This is a genomic window from Gordonia alkanivorans NBRC 16433, from assembly GCF_000225505.1.
In the GTDB taxonomy this organism is placed as follows: domain Bacteria; phylum Actinomycetota; class Actinomycetes; order Mycobacteriales; family Mycobacteriaceae; genus Gordonia; species Gordonia alkanivorans.
Genome location: NZ_BACI01000055.1, coordinates 1 through 22,865, shown reverse-complemented (window position 1 = coordinate 22,865; position 22,865 = coordinate 1). Strand labels below are relative to the sequence as shown.

The 22,865-nt window shown below is 70.1% G+C and carries 4 protein-coding genes and 1 pseudogene; 1 reads left to right on the top strand and 4 read right to left on the bottom strand.

Going from position 1 to position 22,865, the window contains the following annotated elements; translation table 11 throughout:
* Both GOALK_RS10045 and GOALK_RS10040 read right to left on the bottom strand, forming a co-directional pair.
* Nucleotides 1-11,594 (bottom strand): annotated as a pseudogene (locus tag GOALK_RS10045) (amino acid adenylation domain-containing protein); the annotation flags it as partial.
* A gap of 116 nt (nucleotides 11,595-11,710) precedes the next feature.
* On the bottom strand, nucleotides 11,711-19,885 hold the full coding sequence (locus tag GOALK_RS10040) for a non-ribosomal peptide synthetase (protein ID WP_006358697.1): 8,175 nt from the start codon (nucleotides 19,883-19,885) through the stop codon (nucleotides 11,711-11,713).
* Between the two features lie 332 nt (nucleotides 19,886-20,217).
* Between GOALK_RS10040 and GOALK_RS10035 the strand changes: the two genes are divergently transcribed.
* Nucleotides 20,218-21,120 (top strand): hydroxymethylglutaryl-CoA lyase, encoded by a 903-nt coding sequence (locus tag GOALK_RS10035; RefSeq protein WP_040004106.1) that lies wholly within the window; start codon nucleotides 20,218-20,220, stop codon nucleotides 21,118-21,120.
* A 34-nt stretch (nucleotides 21,121-21,154) separates the two neighbouring features.
* Here the strand turns inward: GOALK_RS10035 and GOALK_RS10030 are convergent, their stop codons facing one another.
* Nucleotides 21,155-21,601 (bottom strand): universal stress protein, encoded by a 447-nt coding sequence (locus GOALK_RS10030; RefSeq protein ID WP_006358695.1) that lies wholly within the window; start codon nucleotides 21,599-21,601, stop codon nucleotides 21,155-21,157.
* Nucleotides 21,602-21,778: 177 nt separating this feature from the next.
* On the bottom strand, nucleotides 21,779-22,865 hold a 1,087-nt coding region (locus GOALK_RS10025; protein ID WP_006358694.1), incomplete at its 5' end, for a helicase-related protein.

Below are 22,865 nucleotides of genomic sequence, written 5' to 3'. Positions count from 1 at the left end.
TCCCCACACCACACCGCCACCTGCGACCCCGACAACCCCACCCGCTCAGCCACCACCGAACCCACCGAACGACCACCCCACCCCAACTCCACCACCGCACCCCGCGACCACGTCTCGACCGTGCCGCGCATCTCCGCGGGCATCGGGTCGAGCGCCGCAACGGGCGTGTCGGGGTCGTCGGCGAGCAACTGCAGGAGATCGACCAGCGATGCCGCGATCACCTCGGCGACCTCGGCGTCGACGGCGGTCAGATTGGCCTTCACAGTGAGCGACAGCTCGTCGGCGTCCGGGGCGGCGATGAGCGCCAGCGGATAGTGGGTCGCGTCCGAGGTGGTCACGTCGCGGATCTCGAGCCCTGACGTGCGCGATCCCTCCAGCACGGTTCCCGTGTCGACTGGATAGGACTCGTAGACGACCAGGGTGTCGAAGAGCGCGGGATGCCCGGAGGCGCGGGTGATCTCGCCCAGACCGAGGAACTGGTGGTCGACGAGCCCGGTACGGGAAGCGTGGAGCGTCGTCACCAGATCGGCGACCGTCCGGTTCGGGTCGACGTCCGCGACGACGGGCACCGTGTTGATGAAGAGACCGATCATGGCGTCGGCCCCGTCGAGGTCGGCCGGCCGACCCGACACCGTCTCGCCGAAGACGACGCGTTGTTCTCCGGTCAGTCGCGACAGCAGGATCGACCAGGCCGCGTGGAGTGCGGTGCTCGTGGTGCTGCCGAGTTGCCGGACCCGTTCCTCCAGCCGGGCACGGCCGGCGGCGTCCAGGCGCGCGGCGATCTCGTACGGACGGCGCTCCTCCTGGCGGGCGCGGGCGGCGTGGTGGGGCGCGACCACGGTGGGCGTGACGTCGGCGAGAGTGTTCTGCCACGCAGTGAGGGCAGCGGCACGATCTCGGCGATCCAGCCACTCGAGGTAGGACTCCATGTCGGTGGCCGGGGTGACCGCGGGACGGCCGAGATGTGCGGCGAGGAGATCGGCGACGAGGATCGGCCCGGACCACCCGTCGAGGATGATGTGGTGCGCGGTGATCACGACGGTGTGTGCGGGACCGGCGATGCTGTGGTGCGCGACGGCGGTGAACCTGATCAGCGGCGGCGAATCGAGGTGGAACGGCCTGGTGCGATCCTCTTCGGCGAGTTCGGCGATGCGATCCGCCGCATCCGCGAGCTCTGCTGCCGTGAGGTCGATGCCGCGGAAGTCGGGGTCCGTCACCACCGCGTGATCCGCCGGCGGGATCACGACGACGGGTCGGCCCGACCCGGTCCGGGTGAACGCGGACCGCAGGACCCGTTGGCGCGCCAGCAGTTCGCGGACCGCCGGAAGCAACGCGGTCGGCGCGTGCTCACCGGCGAACTCGATGATCGATTGTGTGACATAGGGGTCGGTCGGATGCCCGGCGCCGTCGAACCCAGGGCCGTCGAACTCAGGGGTACCGGCGAGTCGTTCGGCCTCGTAGATCAACCCCTGTTGCAGCGGGGTCGGCGGCCAGATCGCCGGCGCGGTGTGGGAACGACCCGCCGAGTACCTCTCGACCAGATCGTCGATCTCGGTCTGCGAGACTCCCCCGCCGATGACGTCGGTCTCGCTGGGCCCCGGGTCCCCCACCGATTCCACGTATGCGGTCAGCGAGGACAGTGCGGCATCCCATCGAGAGGCGATGTCGTCGAGGACGTCGCGACCGAGTACCGCTTCGGGCGCCGAGAGATCCAGTCGCAACGAGCGCCCGCGCGGGGACGGCACCGTCCCCATGGTTGCGGTGAGCGCGGCGAGAGCCGCCATGTCGCCGGTCACCGACGGCGGGAGCACCGGCGCGTCGCCGACCGGAAGGAACTCGGTGGCCGTCGTGTCGGCGTCGTCCTCCGAACCGGCCAGACTCCCCAGGTAATTGACGGTCACCGGCGGTAACGGGCGGTCACGGAGGGGCGACCCAGGCCGTGACCAGCGCAGCGGACCGAACGCGATGCCGTTGTCGGGCATGCGTTTCTGCCGGTCCTTGAGGGACTTGAGGATCGTCGCCAGGTCGCGTCCGGGTGAGGTCCCGGTCTCGGGGATCTCGACGCCGACCGGGACGAAGGAGGTGAACCAGCCGACGGTCTCGCTCAGGTCGGCGCCCGGGGCGACGGACTCCTCGCGCCCATGGTTCTCCAGGAGCACCGACACCGTGCGGGCGTCGTACCCGAGTCGACCGGCGGCCGTCCCGGTGGCGAGGGCGTAGGCGAGGGCCGCGGCGACAACGGTGTCGGCGCGGGCGCCGAACGCATCCGCGACCCGACCCAGCACGGACTCGGTGCGATCGGGTCCGACGACGTGGGTCGTGGAGACGGTGGTTCGCAACCGATCTCGGACGGGATCGAGCACCGAGTCGGACGACGGTGGCAGCTGTTCGGTCCACCAGTCGATCTCGTGCTCGCGGTCGGCGAGTTCGGACAACACCTGCGCCCACCGGCGGAAAGACGTCCCGTGGGCGGTGACCTGCGGCTGGTCGCCGCTGCGGTACTGCCACCAGGCGCGGGCCAGGCCGGACACGATGGTCGGCCACGACACCGCGTCGACGCCGAGGTGATGGATCGCGATCACCAACCGGCCGACCGTGTCCCGGCCGTCGGCGACCCGCACTCCCACGGCCGCGACGAGTCGTCCCCGTTCGGGTGAGAGGGCGCCGAGAGCACGTCGATGCGCCTCTCGCACCGCCTCACCGAGAGTGGCTGCCGCAGAACCGGTGGCCGGCCGCACCGGGTCGAGGATCTCGACCAGGACGTCGTGGGCGCTTCCGGCTCCGGCGATCACGACGGGATCGCCGTCCTCGCCGATCTGCAACGACGCGGTGAGCATCGGGTGCGCTGCCACCACCGCAGCGGTCACGGCGCGCAGGGCGTCTTCGTCGATGTCGGCCGGCAGGGTCAGCACCGTGCTCTGCGAGAAGTCGGCGATGTCGTCGAGCCCATCGGCGAGGTCGAGCATCCACGCCACGCCCGGCGTCGACGCGACCGGTCCGATGCCGCCGCCGGACAGCTCGTCGAGCACCGCGTCGGGTTCATGCCGGGACAGCTGCGCGAGGTCGCGGATCGTCGCGGCGCCGAACACGTCACGCGGGGTGAGACCGAAACCGGCGGCCCGCAGCATCGAGGTCAGGCGGATCGACGCGATCGAATCGCCGCCGAGAGCGAAGAACGAACTGGTCATCGGGACCTGTTCGACACCGAGGACGGCGGCGACGATCCCGGCGACGACGCGTTCGGTGTCCGTCACCGGCTCCGCATCGGACCCGGTGTGCACCAGCATGTCGAAAAGCGGCGCGGGAAGCGCCTTCCGGTCGAGCTTTCCGGCGCTACTGAGCGGCGCATCGGGCAGCGTGACCCACAGCGTGGGCCGCATGTAGGCGGGCAGCGAAGCCGCCACCGCCTCCCGCGCACGGCGGACGCTGTCGGCGCTCTCGGGTCCGATCAGGTACCCGACGAGATGCTCCGCGCCGCCCGGGGACCGCGCCAGGGTCACCGCGGCCTGCCGTACCCCGGAGACGGTCGCGAGCACGGACTCGATCTCGCCCAACTCGATCCGCTGGCCGCGGAGCTTCACCTGGAAGTCGCTGCGGCCCAGGTACTCCAGCTCGCCGGAGCGGTTGCGGCGGACCAGGTCCCCGGTGCGGTAGAGCCTGTCCCCTCGCCCGAACGGGTCGGCGACGAAACGGTCCGCGGTCAGATCGGCGCGCCCGGCATACCCCCGGGCCAGCTGGACACCGCCGAGATACAGTTCGCCGGCGACGCCGGTCGGTACCGGCCGTAGACGGTCGTCGAGGACGAGGCTCTGCGTGTTCCAGATCGGCCGGCCCATCGGCACCACCTCGCGGTGATCGCCGAGGGTGGCGGCGGTGACCTCCACCGCGGCCTCGGTCGGACCGAAGAGATTGTGGACCCGCACCCGGGGCAGGACGGCGCGCACCGCGGCGAGGGTGGCCGGCGCCAGCGCCTCGCCCGAGCAGTAGAGGTGTCGCAGGCTCCGCGGCACCCCGCCCCCCGTGTGGTCGAGGACCTCGACGAAGACCGTCAGCAACGACGGGACGAAGTGCACGGTGGAGACCTGCTCGTCGTCTATCAGCCGGGCGATGGCGTGTGGGTCGAGGTGTGCATCGTCGGGTGCGATGACCATCCGGGCGCCGGTGATCGGCGGGGTGAAGAGCTCGGGCACCGACACGTCGAAGGTCGCCGGCGTCTTCAACAGGACCGCGTCGTCAGGGCCGATGCCGAATTCCTGGATGCCCCAAAGCAATCGGTTCATCACGGCCCGGTGGGTCACGGTCACGCCCTTGGGCCGGCCGGTGGACCCGGAGGTGAACAGGGTGTAGGCGGCGTGGTCGGCCAGGAGCGGCGCCCGCCGTTCGGCGTCGGTGACCGGGGTGGTGTCGAGATCCACCGGGTTGGTGGAATCGACGACGATCACCCGGTTCACGACGCCGCCGATCGTCGTACCGTCCGCTTCATCAGGGCCTGCCGCGCCGGGTGCGACGAGACCGATGTCCGCTCACGCGGTGTCGATCATGTAGCGCACCCGGTCCACCGGCGCATCGGTGGCCACCGGGACGTACTGGCCGCCCGCGGCGAGGACCGCGTGGATCGCGACCACCAGTTCGACCGATCGCGGTATACACACGGCGACACTGTCTTCCGGGCCGACGCCGGCGGCGATCAGCTCTCGCGCGACCACCGCCACCCGGGCGGCGAACTCCCGATGGGTGATCGACCGGCCGGCGCAGCGCAACGCGACCGCGTCCGGTGAGATCCGGGACCCGGCGACCACGGCATCCGCCAGTGTCTCCGGCAGCAGGGTCACGATGCGGCCGAGTCCGAGCTCGTACTGGGCTTGTTGCTGAGCCTCGGTGAGCAGCGGGATGTCCGCGACCGGCACGTCGAGGTCGTCGGCCAGAACGGTGAGGGTGGACTCCAGCGCGGCGGAGATCGTCTCCGCGGTCTCCTGGTCGAACAGAGCGGTGGCGTACGTGATCGACCCGGCGAGCGTCCCGTCGACACCCTCCCGGGAACCGATGGTGAGGTCGAATTTCGCGGTGGTGTCATCGATCTCGACGAACTCGGCGGCCAGGTCGCCCATGGTCACGCCGGCCATCACCGGTTCGGCACCGGCGGTGTGCACCAGCATCACCTGTGCCAACGGCTCGACGTTCTCCGTGCGCGGCGGATCGACGGCGTCGACGACGCGCTCGAACGGCACCTCTGCGTGATCGAAGGCGGCCACGTCGGCCAGCTTGACCCGGTCGAGGAGGGCCCCGCCGGTGAGCTGCGGGTCCACGTCGACGCGCAACACGACGGTGTTGACGAACATACCGATCAGCTCGTCGAGAACGCGGTGTCCGCGCCCCGCCACCGGTGTCGCGACCGCGATCTCGGCGGTCGACGTCAACCGCGCGAGTACGGCCGCCACCGCGGTGTGCAGGACCATGAACAGCGTCGCGCGCTGTTCGGAGGCGCGGCGTCGAAGACCGGCCACCACGGTCGCCGGCAACGACCACCGCACGGTCGCCGCCCTGGCATCGGGTCTGAGGGTGCGCGGCCGGTCCAGGGGCAGCGGCAGCACGTCCGGCAGCCCGCGGAGCTGCTGCCTCCAGTAGGACAGCTGGCGTGACATCTCCGAGTCCGGGTCGGCCGGCTCCCCCAGGCGATGCCGTTGCCACACCGCGTAATCCGCGTACTGGAGGGTCAGCGGCGTCCAGCGTGGTGCCCGGCCGGAGCGGCGTGCGTCGTAGGCCTCGACCACCTCGCGGGCGAGGATCGGCGCCGACTCGCCGTCGGCGGCGATGTGGTGGAGCGCGATCACGAGCACGTGGTCGGTGTCCGTGGAGCTGAGGATCCGCGCACGCAGAGGGAGATCGCGGGTCACGTCGAACGGTTGTGAGATCGTGGCGGTGATCTCCTCGGCGACCAGGCTGTCCGGCGCGATCCCGGAGATGACGGTGTGTCCGACCGGGACCAGGCCGGGGTGAGACTTGCGCACCACCTGGATGGGTTCGGCTGCGTCTGTTGCTTCCGGATCGGTGGGATAGATCGTGCGGAGCACTTCGTGCCGCTCGGCCACGTCGTTGATCGCCTCGTGCATCGCGTCCACGTCGAGGTCGCCGTGCAGTCGCACGACGATGGGGATCACATATGCGGCAGAGCCCGGGTCGAACTGGTTGAGGAACCACATCCGCCGCTGGGCGTAGGACAACGGGACCGGTTCGGGTCGCGCCATCACGCCGGGCACGGGACCGGTTGCGCGACCATCGATCCCGCCGGTGTCGAGCAGCGTCGCGAGGGCCTCGACGGTCGGGGCCTCGAAGATCACCCGCACCCCGATCTCGACACCGAACTCCGCGCCGAGGCGGGCGACCACTCGGGTCGCGGACAGCGACGTACCGCCGAGATCGAAGAACGAGTCGAGCGCCGAGACGCCCGGGCCGCCGGCCGCGCCCTCCATGCCGAGGACCTCGGCGAAGACCGCCGCGACCGCGCGTTCGGTGTCGGTGCGCGGTTCGAGGTGGACGCCACTCGAGAACTCGGGTGCCGGCAGTGCGGCGCGGTCGAGTTTGCCGGTCGCCGCGAGGGGGATCTCGTCGAGCGGGACGATCGCGGTCGGCACCATGTGCGCAGGCAGATGCCGGGCCGCATGGGCGGTCAGCGCCGGCACGTCGACGGCCGCGCCGTCGCTGCCGTGGACCCAGGACACCAGCACGGTCTCACCCGACGTCGGGTGCGCGATGCCGGCGGTGGTCGAGAAGTCGACCGCGGCAGAGCTTTCCAGGACGGCGTCGATCTCGCCCGTCTCGATCCGGAATCCGCGGATCTTCACCTGGAAGTCGCTGCGGCCGAGGAAGTCGAGTTCCCATCGGCCGTCCCGGCGGCGCCGGCGGACGAGGTCACCGGTCCGGTACATCCGCTCACCCGGCCGCCCGAACGGTGCGGCGACGAACCGCTCGGCGGTCAGCGCGGTCTGGTTCAGGTAGCCGACGGCCAGCGCCGGGCCGACGAGATACAGCTCGCCCGCGACGCCGGGCGGGACCGGATGGAGTCGCGCGTCGAGGACGAGTACACCCACACCCGCGATGGGTCCGCCGATGGTGACGGGTTGTCCCGGACGCATCGCGGCGGAGGCGGTCGACCAGATCGTCGCCTCGGTGGGCCCGTAGAGGTTGTACATCGCACGCCCGTCCGACCAGGCGCGGACGAGCTCGGGTGAGCAGGCGTCGCCGGCGACGCACACCACCCGGAGGTCGGGGAACATCTCGGCGGCGGGCACCGTGGCCAGCGCACTCGGCGTGATCGTCAGGTGCGAGACGGACTCGTCGGCGATGACCGACGCCAGTTCGCGGCCGCCGGTGACCCCCGGCGGCACCACGACCATCGTCGAGGCCCCGGCAACCGCGACGAGGGTCTCGAACACCGAGGCGTCGAATCCCGGTGCGGCAAAACGCAGTACCCGTGACTCCGGGCTCAGGTCGAATCGGGACCGGGCGTCGGCGACCAGATCCGCGAGCCCGCGGTGCGAGACCGCGACGCCCTTGGGTCGCCCGGTCGAGCCCGAGGTGAAGATGATGTAGGCGGTGTCGTCGATCCGATCGTCGGGCACCGGGTTGTCGAGGGCAACCGGCTGCGATGCCCACCGGGTGGGATCGGTCAGGTCGACGAGGTCGTCGACGAGGAGCCAGGTCGTGCCGTCGTCGGCCTCGGCCCGTGCGTCCGAGGAGCCCGGCGCACCGGGCGCCGAACTCGTGACGCCGAGCGTCGCGGCCAGCGTGCCGGTCATGTAGCGGATGCGTTCGGCGGGCTGCGACGGGTCGATGAGACCGACCGCGGCGCCGGTGCGGACGATGGCCCAGAAGGCCACCGTGCCTAACAACGATCGCGGCACGGCCAGCGCGATCACCGCGCCCGGTCGTGCGCCCCGCGACCGCAGTTCCGCGGCGACCAGTCGTGTGGCGATGTCGAGTTCGGCGTAGGTCAGCGTGGTGTCACCGTCGGTGACCGCGACACCGTCGGGGTTGCGGGCCGCCGCGGCGTCGAACAGCCCGGGCAGCGTGACCTTCTTCTCGGCCAGGGCCGGTGAGCTCAGGAGAGCCGGGGCGTCGTCGGGCTCCCCGGTCGGGAGGTCACCGATCGGGGTCTGCGGCGATTCGACGACCGCATGCGCGATGGACAGCAGACGACGCGCCAGATCGGCGACGGTGTCGGGGTCGAACAGCGCCGTCGCATAGGTGATCACGACCGGGGTGTCCTCGTCGCGGGGTCGACCGGGCGGGTCGACAACGGTCACCTGCAGGTCGACCTTGGCGCTGGTGACCGGGGCCTCGAGTTCGGAGACGACCAGACCGGGGAGTTCGACCCTCGGCCGGTCGGTGTTCTGGAAGGCGAGCGCCACCTGGAACAGCGGCGGGTGTGCGGTGCTGCGGGCGGTCGTCACCTCCTCCACGACCGTCTCGAAGGGCAGGTCGGCGTGATCGAGTGCGGCGATGTCGGTCTCGCGGCAGGCCGCGAGGACCGTGGCGAAGTCCGCATCGCGGCGCAGGGGCGTGCGCAGCGCGAGGGTGTTCACGAACATCCCGATGAGGCCGTCGAGCCGACGGTCGCCGCGCCCCTCCACCGGTGTGCCGATCACCAGATCGGTGCTGCTTCCCGACCGCAGGAGGGTGACCGCGAGAAGCGCGTGCACGCACATGAACATGGTCGCGTCGTGCCGGTCGGCGAGTTCGCGCAGGCGTGACCAGGTCGACGCATCGATCACCGTCGACAGTTCCGCACCGCTCTCCTCGCGCAGAGCCGCCCGCGGGCGATCCAGCGGCAGATCGGTGAGTTCCGGGGCGTCGGCGAGTTGCGTTCTCCAGTAACCAAGTTGGCGTGCTGCAAGCGACTCGGGGTCGGTGAGATCACCGAGGATCTCGTGATGCCACACCGCATAGTCGGCGTAATGCACCGGCAGCGGGGACCATTCGGGCGCATGACCGGACTGCCGCGCCTGGTAGGCCTCGACGAAATCGGCCACCAGCGGCGCCATCGACCCACCGTCGCCGATGATGTGATGGACGACCAGGACGAGCACCCACTCGTCGTCGGCGACCCGGATGAGGCGCGCGCGCACCGGTGCTCCCCGCTCGAGGTCGAAGCCGCGCGTGACGATGTCGGCGACGGTCGCGGTCACCCCGGCAGACCCGGAGCCGCGCATGTCGATCGGCGGATCCACCCGCGCGTCGTGCCGGGCGGTGTCGGGATCGTCGACGATCTGCTGCGGAACGCCGTCGACGGCGACGAACCGCGTGCGCAACGTTTCATGGCGGGCGATCAGGTCATCGAGCGCCGCGGCCACCGAAGCCGGTTCCAGGCGTGGGCCGGGCAGATCGGCGGTGGTTCGCCCGCGCAGGCGCAAGACGGCCGGGATGAGATAGGCCGGTCCGCCCGGGTTCATGGTCTCCAGGAACCAGATCCGTCGCTGGGCAGGCGACAGCGGAAGCGGACCGGTCCGTTCCACCGGACGCAACGGCGGTCGCGTGGACTCCTGCCGGTCGCCCTCGGCGAGACGCGTGTCGATCGCCGCGGCGAGTGCGCGGACCGTGGGGGTCGTGAACAGATCGCGTGCCGCCACCGTGGTCCCGAAGTCCTCGGCGGCGCGTGCGGCGACGCGAGTCGCGGTGAGCGAGTTGCCGCCGAGGTCGAACAGTGATGCGGTGACACTGATCTCGGTCTCGCCGAGGATCTCCGCGAGGAGGGCGGCGAGCCGTTCCTCGGTGGGTGTGGCCGGTGGTTCGTGGGTTCCGGTGTCGTCGGTGGTGTCCGGTTCGGGCAGGACCGCGCGGTCGAGCTTGCCGTTGACCGTGAGCGGCAGCGCGTCGAGCCACACGAACAGGGTCGGCACCATGTACTCCGGCAGCGCGGCAGCGAGCCGGTCCCGGACGGTCGCCTCGTCCGGGGCTCTGCCGGCCGTGGGAACGAGGTAGCCGACGAGATGCTCGGTGTGGCCGCGCATCCGGATGTCGGCGCCGGCCGCGTCGATGCCGTCGATCGCGGACATCGCCGACTCGACCTCGCCGAGTTCGATGCGGAAACCGCGCAGCTTCACCTGTCCGTCGCGGCGGCCGACGAATTCGATCGATCCGTTGCGGGCGACACCGACGTCACCGGTCCGGTACATCCGACTGCCCGGCGGACCGAACGGGTCGGCGACGTAGCGTGTCGCCGTCAGACCGTGGCGTCGCAGGAAGCCCCGGGTGACCTGGAGGCCCGAGACGTACAGTTCGCCGGGCACACCGTCGGGCAGCGGCGCGAGCCGGCCGTCGAGGACATGCACTCGGGAACCCAGTAGCGGCCCACCGATGTCGGAAGCCGTTGCTGCGTCGACGAATCCGCGGGTCAGCTCGCGTCTCGTCATGTAGACGGTCGTCTCGGTCGGCCCGTACATGTTGTTGAGCTGAGGACCGGGGACGTCTGCCCCCGGTCTGGTCGGCGAACCGTCGGCGGTCCGGTCGGCCTGCCACTTGCGCACGTGCTCGTAGTCGAGCAGCTCCCCCGAGAAGTGGAGGCGTCGAACCGATTCCGGGAGCGCCGAGCCGTGGGGCGGCCGTACCGCCGCCGCGAACTGGTAGAAGGACGAGGGGGTGAAGTTGACGATCGTGACGCCCTCGCGGTCGAACACCTCGACCACGTCGTCCGGGGCACGGGTGGTGGCGTGGTCGAGCACGACGAGACGCCCCCCGGCGAGCAGAGCCGCCCAGATCTCCCCCACCGACACGTCGAAGGCGTAGGAGTGGAACATCGACCACACGTCGTCGGGAGTGCTCTCGACCAGGGCGTCGAGCGCGACGACCAGGGAGATCACGTTGTCGTGGGTGACCACGACGCCCTTGGGTACACCCGTCGAACCGGAGGTGTACATGACGTAAGCACTCGAATGGGCCCCGACGCGGTCGGGAAGACGTGCTGCCGGGAGCGGTTCGGCCCAGGAAAGCAGCTCGTCGGGTGTCGAGATGCGAGCGGGCATGTCCGTCCACGCGGCCGAGGTGTCGGGGTCGGCGAGGACGAGCACCGGCGCGGCGTCGTCGACGATGGTGCGCAACCGCGCGATGGGATGTGTCCGGTCGAGCGGCAGGTACGCCGCACCGGTCTTGAGTACCGCTAGCAGTGCGACGACGAGATCGGCCGACCTCGGCATCGCCACGCCCACCAGGGTTTCCGGCCCGGCGCCGGCCGCGGCGAGCGCACGCGCCAGCCGCTCGGTCCGGTCGTCGAGGTCGCGGTAGGTGATCGTCGCGCCGTCGAGATCGGTGAGCGCCGCGGCGTCGGGACGCCGGTGCGCCGACACCCGGAAAAGGCCCGGGAGCGACTCGACGTCGCCTGTGCCGAGCACATGGTCGATCCGGCGGTCCAGGTCGGCGAGGACCTCCCCGGCGGTCGCCGCCAGTTGTGCCGGGGTCCTTCCCGTCCGCGGCAACAGCGCGGTGACCGTCGCGCGTACCGCCGGGGTCGGGTCGACGCCACGCGCGGCCAGGGTGGTCGCCGCGACCGTCACCCGGCGGTGGAACTCGCGGAACGTCACCGGCCCGTTGGCCCCGACCATCGCCTCGGCGTCGGCGGCGTGGGTCGCGGCGAAGGTGAGCCTGCGCAGCGCCGTCGGCTGTGTGGACCCCGCGGACGTGCGCGCCCCGACGCTGCGCGAAACCGAGGTGTCCGACGTCACGCGGGCTCCACCCGGTTCCGTCGTGGTTCACCGGGGATTGCGTCACCGGGCACTGCGTCGACGCGCCCGGACAGGGCGGTCGTCGCCGCGGTGCGGACGCACGCGAACACCTCGTCGATGGTCCGGTCGGCGTCGGCGAGGAGCGTGGTGACCGCGACCGTCAAGGCCTCCGACGGGTCCTCGTCCGGCACGGAGAACGCCATGGCCACCGAGGTGGCCTCGAGATCGGCGAACGTGACCGAGGGTGCCCCGGGGATGCCGATCACCGCATCCGGCGCCGTCGCCGCGACCGTGGACACGAGTTCGTGCAGCGGCTGCTCGGCGTCGACGATCTCGGCCGACTGCCCGTCGGCCCAGATCGACAGGTCGCCCACCGGCGTCCCCGGCCGGGCGGCGATGTCGATGAGCAGGTTCTGGTACCGCTCCGCGATCCGTTCGGCTCCGGCACGGTCGAAGAGGTCGGTGTCGTAGGCGATCTGGCCACCGAGCGCACCACCCCGGTCCACCCCGTCGAGGTCGTCGGGGTACACCATGATCTCGAGGTCGACCTTGGCCGCCAGAGACGACGACGGTCGCAGACGAACGGACAGACCGTCGAGGCTCATCGCGGGGATGTCGAGGTTCTGGTACGAGAGCATGACCGAGAACAGCGGGTTGTGCCGGCCCCGGCGAGCCGGTCCCTTCCCGACGCGGTTCAGGTGGTCGACGATCTGGTCGAAGGCGACGTCGGCGTGGGCGAGGTCGGTGACGTCCTCGGTCCGTACGCGTCGCAGCAGCTCGTCGAACGGTTCGTCGAGACGCAGACGGGTACGCAGCGGCACCGTGGTCGCGAGCATGCCGACCATGTCGGCGAGAGCGGGATCGTCGCGGCCCGCGAACGGCGTGCCGATCACGACGTCCTCGCGGCCGGAAAGCCGGCCGATCAACACGGCGAGCGCTGCGTGCATCACCACGAACTGCGTCGTGTTGTTCACGCGCGCAAGGTGTTTGAGCACCGTCGCGGTCTCCGGCGGGACACTCACGTCGACCACGTCTCCGCGGTGCCGGGGTTCCACGGGACGCGGCCGGTCCGTCGGGATCACGGCGGGTTCACGGACCGTCCCGAGGCGTTGCTCCCAGTACTCCAGCTGGGCCTGCTCCTCGGTGATTCCGCCGGACGCCTCGGACGACAGTCGCTCGGCGTGCCAGATCGCGTAGTCGGCGTACTGCACCCGCACCGGGTTCACGACCGCGGTCCAGGGACCCGCCTGCCCATCGATCCGGGCGCGGTAGGCGGTGGTGAGGTCGCGGGCCAGCGGCCGCAACGAACCGCCGTCGGCGTTGATGTGGTGCACCACGAAGACGAGGAGGTGACGGTCGGCGGCGAGCCGGAGGATCGCAGCACGGACCGCGTTGGGGCCGGTCAGATCGAAGCCCGGTTCGACGACGGCGGCGATCTCCTCCTCGACGCGGTCCGGGGTGGTGTCGACGAGGGCCACCCGGAAGCCGCGCAGGGCATCGGCGGCCGGGATGATGACCTGCACCGGACGCCCCTCGTGCAACGGGTAGCGCGTCCGGAGGGACTCGTGGCGGGCGACCACGTCGCCGAGCGCCCCGGTCAGGGCCGAGACGTCGAGTGGGCCGTCGAGTTCGAGGGTGAGCCCCACGTTGTACGCCGACGATGCCGGATCGATCTGGTTGAGCGACCAGAGTCCGCGTTGGACACCGGTCAGGTCGACCATGTGCGGCCGCTCCCGGGGTGTCAGAACCCTGCCCGCGCCGGTGGATTCGACCGTGCTCAGTGCGGCGACGAAGCTCGCCACCGTCGGGTTCTCGAACAGCAGCGCCAGCGGGACCCGCCGGTCGATGTGCTGCTCCACCCGATAGGTCACCTTGGTCGCCGACAGCGAACTGCCGCCCAGTTCGAAGAATCCGTCGTGCACACTGACCGTCTGGAGTCCGAGCACGTCGGCGAAGATCTGCGCCACGGCCGCCTCGAGACGGCTGCGGGGAGCGACGTATTCGCGTGCGGGCGAGATCTCGACGGCCGGCAGCGCGCGCCGGTCGACCTTGCCGGTCCGGGTCACCGGGAACTCGTCGAGCACCTGGACGGTGTGCGGGACGAGGTGCGCCGGCAGATGGGCTACCGCATGGTCGACGATCTGTTCGGGGGCGGGGTTGCGTCCCGGCACCCCCGTCACATAGGAGACCAGGACCGTGTCGCCCGCCGGCGTCGGCATCCCGACACTCACCGAGTGCTCGACGTCGGGGTGGGTGACCAGAACGGCGTCGACCTCCCCCGGCTCGACCCGCATGCCGCGGATCTTGATCTGGAAGTCGTTGCGGCCGTGGTAGATCAACTGGCCGTCGGCTGTCCACGAGACGAGATCGCCGGTGCGGTACATCCGGGTGCCGGCCCCGAAGGGGTCGGCGACGAACCGGCCCGCAGTCAGTCCCGCCCGTCCGTGGTACCCGCGTCCGAGCGCCCGCCCGGCGAGATAGAGTTCGCCCACGACGCCGGACGGCACCGGGCGCAGTCCCGCGTCGAGAACCCGTGCCCCGACGCCGGAGATAGGCCGGCCGATGGTCACCGGCGCCGTCGCGCGCAGCGGCGGGGAGAGCGTCACCCAGATCGTGGTCTCGGTGGGACCGTACAGGTTGAGCAGCGGTCTGCCATCGGCGTCCCATCGCTCGACGAGTTCCGGCGGGCAGTCCTCCCCCGCCACCATCATCGTCTCGACGCCGGGGATCTCCGCCGGATCGATCGTGGCGAGCGCCGTCGGAGTGGCGCAGGCGTGCGTGACCCGGTGCCGGGTGATGACGTCGGCGAGTTCGGGGCCGGCGAACACATCGGGCGGACTGATCACCAGTTCCGCGCCCGCACAGATCGCGAGGATGATCTCCCAGACCGCGACGTCGAACCCCGGTGCGGCGAGCTGCAGTACGCGGGACGCACGGGTCACACCGAGTCGGGTCTGCTGCTCGGCGACCATCTCCGCGAGGCCCGCGTGGGTGACCGCCGCCGCCTTCGGACGTCCGGTCGATCCGGAGGTGAAGAGCAGGTATGCGAGATCGTCGACGCGAGCGCCTCGGGTTCGGTCCGCGTCGGTGACCGGATGGTCGCGGCGTCCTGCGAGGTTCAGCTCCACCTCGAGGTCGTCGAGCAGCCACTCCTCGACACCGAGGTCACGCTGCTGCGGTGCGGCATCCGGGTCGGCGGCACGGTCGGCGACCACCACCGAGTCGACGGTGATCACGAGTGCGGCGCCGCTGTCGGCCAGCATCGCAGCTCGGCGGCGCACCGGCAGCCGCGCGTCGATGATGACGAAGGCGGCGCCACTCATCGCCACGCCGAGCATGGTGAGGACCATCCGTGGGGATCGTGGAATGCTGACGGCGACCACATCTCCCGGACCGATGCCGCGGTCGGCGAGGAGGCGGGCCAACTGGTGGGTCGCGGTCGCCACCTCTGCCCAGGTGAGTCGCCCGGTACCGGCCCGGGCGTCACCCATCAGGGCGACGGCGGAGGGATTTGCCGACGCGATTCCCCGTGCGATGAGTTCGGCGAGGGTCGTCTCCTGCTGCGCGCCGCGAAACGGTGCGGCGAGTGCGCGGAGCGCGTCGGGCCCGAGCAGGTCGATCGAGGCGAGGGAACGGTCGGGCGCCGACACCATCTGGCTCAGGACCAGGCGCAACCGGCTCGCCATGTCGCGGATCGTCTGCTCATCGAACAGGTCGGTGGCATAGGCGAATTCGACCTCGTAGTCGTGAGTGCGCTCGGTCACCGAGACGGTGACGTCGTACTTCGCCGCCGGCACCCGCGCATCGAGCAGTTCCGCCGAGCCCGTCCACTGCGACAGCTCGGTCAACTGGTCGGGCTGCACGCTCAAGGCGACCTGGAACAGCGGCGAATGGGACGGCGACCGTTGCGGCGCGACGGCGTCGACGACGCGTTCGAAGGGGACGTCGGCGTGACTCAACGCCCGCGCGCAACGACGATGCGCCGAGGTCACGAGATCCCGCACGGTGTCGTCCGGGCGCAGCGAGGTGCGCAGGACGACGGTGTTGACGAACATGCCGACCAGTTCGGCAACCGCCGGGTCGTCGCGTCCGGCGACCGCGGTGCCGATGCTGACGTCGTCCACCACGGCGAGCTTGCCGAGGGTGAGGGCCAGAGCCGACTGGAAGACGGCGAACGGCGTGACGGCGAGGGTCGTCGCGAGGCGGCGGAGCCCGGCCGACAGCTCGGCGTCCAGAGTGACGTCGAGGTGATCTCCCGCGCTGGACATCACCCGCGGGCGCGGGCGATCGGTGGGCAGTTGCAGAAGGTCGGGTGCGCCGTGGAGTTCGGTGCGCCAGAACTCGAGTCCCTCGACCAGCGCGGGCGACGGCCGTTCCGGGGTTCCGAGGACCTCGGCGCGTTCGACGGCGACATCGGCGTATTGCATCGGGAGCGGGGTGAACTCGGGTTGTTCCCCGGCGCGCCTGCTCTCGTAGGCCGTCATCAGGTCCCGGAGCAGCGGCCGCAACGAATGCCCGTCGGCCGCGATGTGGTGAAGGACGAGCACCACGACGTCGCCGCGAGGGTCCCCGGTGAGGAGGCGGAAGCGGAACGGGATCTCCTCGGCGAGATCGAATCCCACCTCGGTGATCGCGGAGATCGCCGCATCGAGACCCCACTCACCGACATCGATCGGTTCGGAGTCGAACACGGCGCCCGCGGTCGCGGTGTCGAGGATGCGCTGTTCCGGTTCGCCGTCGACCGCCGGGAACACGGTACGCAGGATCTCGTGCCGGTCGAGGACGTCGAGCGCCGCGCGATGGAGCACCTCGGGATCCACCGCATGGGTGAGCCGAAGCGCACCGGACATGTTGTAGGTCGACTCGGTCGGGGACATGCGGTTGATGAACCACAGCCGGGTCTGCGCCTGGGACAACGGAATCCGCGCCGGGCGCGGTGGAAGGCGACGCTCCGGCGGTTCCGGCACGGTGTCCGCAACGACGGCGCGGGAAGCAAGGTCGGCGAGGTCGTCACTGTCGAAGACGTCGGTCAGGGCGATCGTCAGACCGTGTCCGATCCGGGCACGGGACACCATGCGGGCTGCGAGGAGTGAGTCGGCGCCGAGGGCGAAGAGATTGTCCGACAGGCTGACCCGTTCCCGGCCCAGGGCCTCGGCGACCATCGAGACGATCGCCTTCTCCGCCGGTGTCCGCGCCTCACGGAACTCCGCGGTCCTGGCCGAGAGGTCGGGGTCGGGCAGCGCCGACTGGTCGAGCTTTCCGGAGCGGTTCGTCGGGAAGGTGTCGAGGAACACCACTGCGAGCGGCACCATGTGGCCGGGCAGCCGCCGGCGACAGAAGGCGCGCACGGCGTCCGCATCGGGAACACCAGATGTTCCGCGGACGTATGCCACGAGTACGGGCGCCGGTCCGAGGTCTCGCCGCGCCACGACGACCACGGCGTCGACGCCGGGCATCGAGGCGATCACCGACTCGACCTCGCCGAGCTCCACTCGCTGCCCGCGGATCTTCACCTGATGGTCGCTGCGACCCAGGTACTCGAGTTCCCCGTCCCGCGTCCACCGCACCAGGTCACCGGTCCGATACATCCGGACACCGGGCTCACCCAGCGGATCGGCCACGAAGCGGGCGGCGGTCTGCACCGTCGCACCGAGATAGCCGTTGGCCAGCTGTGGACCGACGAGGCACAGCTCGCCGGCCACGCCGACCGGGACCGGCCGCAGGCGGCGATCCAGAACCCGCACGACGGTGCCGGCCACGGGTCGGCCGATGGGCACAACCGTGTCGTCGGCGGTCACCAGATGGGACGTGACGTCGATCGCCGCCTCGGTGGGGCCGTAGAGATTGACCAGACCGGCCGACGAGGTCTGGCGCAGGCGACGGGCCAGCCGCGCCGACAGTGCCTCGCCGGAGGTGAAGACCCAGCGCACCCGGTCGGGCAGCGACTTCGGCGCACCCGCCTCGTCCTCGGTCTGACCCACTACGTCGAGATAGGCGTCGAGCATGGACGGGACGAAGTGCAGGACGGTGACCTCGGCCTCGTCGATGAGGTTCCGCAGGTAGGCGGGGTCCCGGTGGCCATCCGGTGCGGCGATGACCATCCGCGCACCGGTCTGCAGGGGCCACAGCAGCTCCCACACCGACACGTCGAAGGTCGCCGGGGTCTTGTAGAGCACCGCGTCGTCGGCGCCGATCGGGTGATCTCGCTGCATCCACGCGAGGCGGTGCTCGATCGCCGCGTGGTCGACCTCGACACCCTTGGGTACACCGGTCGAGCCGGACGTGAAGATCACGTACGCGGGCTGATGCGGCAACGGACGGGAGCGACGCGGTGGTACCTCGTCCTCCGGACCCGCCCCGGCGTCGATCGCATCGATCCCACGGTCGGCGAGGAACTGTGCGTCCACGGTGAGCGCAGGCCGGACGATCGTGGCAATGGCGTGGCGTCGTTCCTCCGGCTCGGCCGGATCGACGGGTACGTACACCGCCCCGACGCCGATGATCGCGTAGATCGCGCACACCTGTTCCAGGCAGCGATCGAGCGCGACGATCACCCGGTCCCCCGCGACGACCCCCTCGTCCGCGAGGACACGCGCGAATCCGTCGACCGCCAGCGACATCTCGCGGTAGGTGAGGCGCGAGTCCCTGAAGACGAGCGCGGTCGAATCCGGCGTCGCGGCGACCTGTCGTGCGAAGGGAGCCAGGATGTGCTCGCCGGCGACGCCGACCGCCGGACCGCCGTCACCGAGCCGCTCGACCGCCGCCGGCTCACCCGGGATGAGCAGGTCCAGTGCCGCCACCGGACGATCCGGGGCCTCGATGAACTGCTCGAGAACGTGAAGCAGCCGCGCCCGATGGGTGCGCAACTCTTCGGGGTCGTACAGGGCCGGGTTGGCGTGGAGACCCACCTCGAGCGGCGCGTCGGGACCTGCGGCGAAGACGTTCATCACGAGGTCCTCGACCATGCCCGCGGACAGCATGTGATAGCTGACGTGGGCCCCGTCGATCTCGATCGGCTTGTCGAAGAGCAGGAGGTTCACCAGCGGACCGAAGGACGTACCGGTCGCATCGCCGAATCCGGCTGCGGCACGGATGTCCTCGGAGCGGTACCGCTGATGGCGGAGAACCGCGGTGATCTCCGAGGTGACCGCGGCGACGACATCGGCACAGGTCGCCGCGCCCACACCGTCGACGCGCAACGGCAGCATGTTGGAGACCATGCCCATCGACTGTTTGATCCGGGCGGTGGTGCGAGCCGTGACGGGCAGACTCAGCACGATGTCGTCGGCACCGGACATCCGTGCCAGGAATGCGGCGAACGCCGCGGTGAGAACCGCCGCGACGGAAGCGTCCAGCTCTCGGGCGCGGCGCCGCAGACGGCTGTCGAGGTCGGCGTCGAGCATCCCCGCGACCACCACGGTCTCGTTTCGGATGCCGGTGGTGGCCGGATGGGTGGCCAGTGACACACGTTCGGGCAGTCCGGCGGCGCGTTCCGCCCAGAACGCATGGTCCTTCTCGTGACGCGTGCTCTGGCGGTAGGCGGCATCGTCGGCGACCACCTCGGCAAGGGTCGCCCGCCGCGGTGGGACGCGGGTCTCGGCCGCGACCGCTGCGTTGTAGCGCGCCACCGCTTCGTGCAGGCAGACGAGCGCGCCATAACCGTCGAAGGCGATGTGGTGACCGCGCATGTACCAGTAGGTACGGTCGTCCGCCACGCGGATGAAGGCGGCGAAACCGACCGGGTCGTTCAGCAGGTCGACCGGGCGCTCGTGGTCCGCACGCATCCACTCCTCGGCCGCGGCGAGCGGGTCGGGCCGGTCACGCAGGTCCAGTTCCACCACGTCGAACGGCAGCGACTCGTCGATGTACTGCATCGGCGTGCCGTCGACCTCGGCGATCCGGGTGTAGGCGGTCTGGAGTTCCCGCGAACCCTCGATGACGCCGCGGCGGAACAGCTCTCGGTCTAATGGACGTCCGTCGTCGACGATGTCCAGGTAATGCGCGATGGTGATCGAGTGGTCGTCGTCGAGGTTCTCGGCGAACCACATGGCACGTTGAGCCGCGGTGAGATCCAGCAGGTCGACCCCCCTAGCTTCGCTGCGCCCTTCCCGGCGCCCCTCCCCGTACCCAACTTGTGGGATCCCCTCACCGAGGGGTGATTCTTCATCCATTCCACGTCCGAACCAGTCGTCGGCGATTTGGTCGTTCGACGGCGCCGCTGACCCGTCCCCCGAGGCGTTCGCCGAACAGCCACGAATCATACGCTTTACATCCCTTTTGAGATCGAAAGTGATACAGCGCATCTCACGTCTGAGAGCCTCGTCACATCCGGCGCCGCACAGGTGTGGCAGGTGGGACCTCATCAGTCCCTTAGAGACACACGAGCAACTCACGTCACACCGAAGACGTCGGGTTGCGGTTTGGATTCGGTCGTTCGACCGACATCTGCCCGAGGGAAGGAATCTCGTCACACCAGGTGTCCGCGACGGGCAAGATTGGGGGCATGACGAGCGTGCAACTGGTCGAGGTCGGCCCCCGCGACGGCCTCCAGAACGAGCAGACCCTCCTGTCGGTCGACGACAAGGTCGAGTTGATCTCGCGCAGTGTCGACGCCGGTGTCCGACGCGTCGAGGCGGTCAGTTTCGTCAATCCGAAGCGGGTTCCGCAGATGGCCGGCGCCGAGGAGGTCATGGCCCAGGTTCCGCGCGTCGACGGCGTCTCCTACATCGGTCTGGTCCTCAACCGCCGGGGTCTCGACCGTGCCCTCACCGCCGCCGTCGACGAGGTCAACGCGGTGGTTGTCGCGACCGAGGAGTTCAGCCGGCGGAATCAGGGCTGCAGCGTCGACGAGGGCATCGCCGCGGCGATCGACGTCGTACATGATGCCCGCGAGGCCGGACTACGGACGACGGTGACCATCGCGGTGTCGTTCGGCTGCCCGTTCTCCGGGGAGGTCGCCCCCGAGTGGATCGGCGAGATCATCGCGCGCCTGACCGACGGCGCGGCACCGGACGAGATCGCCCTCGCCGACACCATCGGCGTCGGCGTCCCGGCACAGGTGCGCACACTCGCCGACCTGGCGGCCGCACACGCACCGGGCATCCCTCAGCGCTGGCATTTCCACAACACCCGCAACACCGGCTACGCCAATGCGCTGACGGCCCTGGAATGCGGGGCCGGCGCTCTGGACGCGTCCATCGGCGGTTTCGGCGGTTGCCCGTTCGCCCCGGCCGCGACGGGCAACATCGCGTCGGAGGACCTGCTCTATGCGCTGGACCGGTCGAACGTCACGACCGGCGTCGACATGTACGGCCTGATCGAGGCCGCGGAATGGCTGGGCAGGTCCCTGGAAAAGAGTGTCCCCGCTCTCCTCGGGCGCGCCGGAGGTTTCCCGGACGCCCGCTGAGGCGGGGACGCTCGTTGCGTTCGTGTGCGGGTGACTAACCCGTGGTGTGCACGATCAGCACGTCACATGCCGACTTGCGTGCCACGTCGGCCGGAACCGATCCGAGCAGGCGCCCGGCGATCGAGTTCAGGCCGCGGTTACCGACGACGAGGAGGTCGGCCTTGACGTCGCTCACGAGCTGGAGCAGCGCGTCGACCGGAGCACCCTTGACGGGGCGCTGCACGACGGTGGCGGCTCCGGCCTTGGACGCACGTTCCTTCGCGGTCCGCAGGATCTCCTCGGTCGGCGTCGAGCCGGTGACCTGGTAGGCCTCGTCCTTGAGGATGTCGGCAGCCTCCCCTGCGCCACGCTCGTTGGGGAAGTATGCGCACGCGATCACCAACTGCGCGCCTTCGCCCGCGAGTGCCCCCGCACGTTCCACCGCCTTCATCGACGACTCCGAGCCGTCGGTCCCGACGACGATGGTCTCGTATGCGCTCATCCCAACCTCCGACATGAATTCGCCTCGCTGCCCATCAGCGAGGCGTCACCTACATCCCCCATATTGCAGGGTTCTTTCACCGGGACATTAGTTTGCCGCGGCGTGTCTGTCCGCCGATCGTGGTGATCGGCACATGGTCGCGCTGTTGTGTCTTCGGCGGGATTGCAGGTCACAGCCCTATTTGATGCCCGCCGCGTCCATTCCGCGGAGCTCCTTCTTCAGGTCGGCGATCTCGTCGCGCAGGCGGCCCGCCAGCTCGAACTGCAGGTCCCGGGCCGCGCTCATCATCTGATCGGTCAGCTGCGACACCAGGTCGGCCAGCTCGGCGCGCGGCATCGCCGAGACATCGCGCTTCTCGATCACGCCCGCACTGCCGGCCTTCGACACCTCACCCTGCGCCCGGCGGCCGCGGCTCGCGTTGCGTCCCGAACCGCCCACCGCGACGGCCTCGTCCTCGGCCTCGCGGTACACCTGGTCGAGGATGTCGGCGATCTTCTTGCGCAACGGCTTCGGGTCGATGCCGCGTTCCTTGTTGTAGGCGATCTGCTTCTCGCGGCGGCGCTCCGTCTCGTCGATCGCGTTGCGCATCGAGTCGGTGATCTTGTCTGCGTACATGTGCACCTCACCCGACACGTTGCGGGCCGCACGGCCGATCGTCTGGATCAGCGACGTGGTGCTGCGCAGGAATCCTTCCTTGTCCGCGTCGAGGATCGCGACCAGCGATACCTCCGGGAGGTCGAGACCCTCGCGGAGGAGGTTGATGCCGACGAGGACGTCGTAGTCACCCGACCGGAGCTGACGCAGCAACTCGACACGACGCAGGGTGTCGACCTCGGAGTGCAGGTACCGCACCCGGATGCCCAGTTCCAACAGATAGTCGGTGAGATCCTCGGCCATCTTCTTGGTGAGCGTCGTGACGAGGACGCGTTCGTCGCGTTCGGTGCGCTGCCGGATCTCGTGGACCAGGTCGTCGATCTGCCCCTTGGTCGGTTTGACCACGACCTGCGGGTCGACCAGGCCGGTCGGGCGGATCACCTGCTCGACGAACTCGCCGTTCGACTGACCGAGCTCGTAGGGTCCGGGCGTCGCCGACAGATAGACGGTCTGACCGATGCGGTCGACGAACTCGTCCCAGGTCAGCGGGCGGTTGTCCACCGCCGACGGAAGCCGGAAGCCGTATTCGACGAGATTGCGCTTGCGGGACATGTCACCCTCGTACATGCCGCCGATCTGCGGCACGGTCACATGCGACTCGTCGATGACC

Coding starts and splice junctions, on each gene's coding strand:
- GOALK_RS10040 (WP_006358697.1), bottom strand. CDS start 19,885: ATGGATGAAGAATCACCCCTCGGTGAGGGGATCCCACAAGTTGGGTAC.
- GOALK_RS10035 (WP_040004106.1), top strand. CDS start 20,218: ATGACGAGCGTGCAACTGGTCGAGGTCGGCCCCCGCGACGGCCTCCAG.
- GOALK_RS10030 (WP_006358695.1), bottom strand. CDS start 21,601: ATGAGCGCATACGAGACCATCGTCGTCGGGACCGACGGCTCGGAGTCG.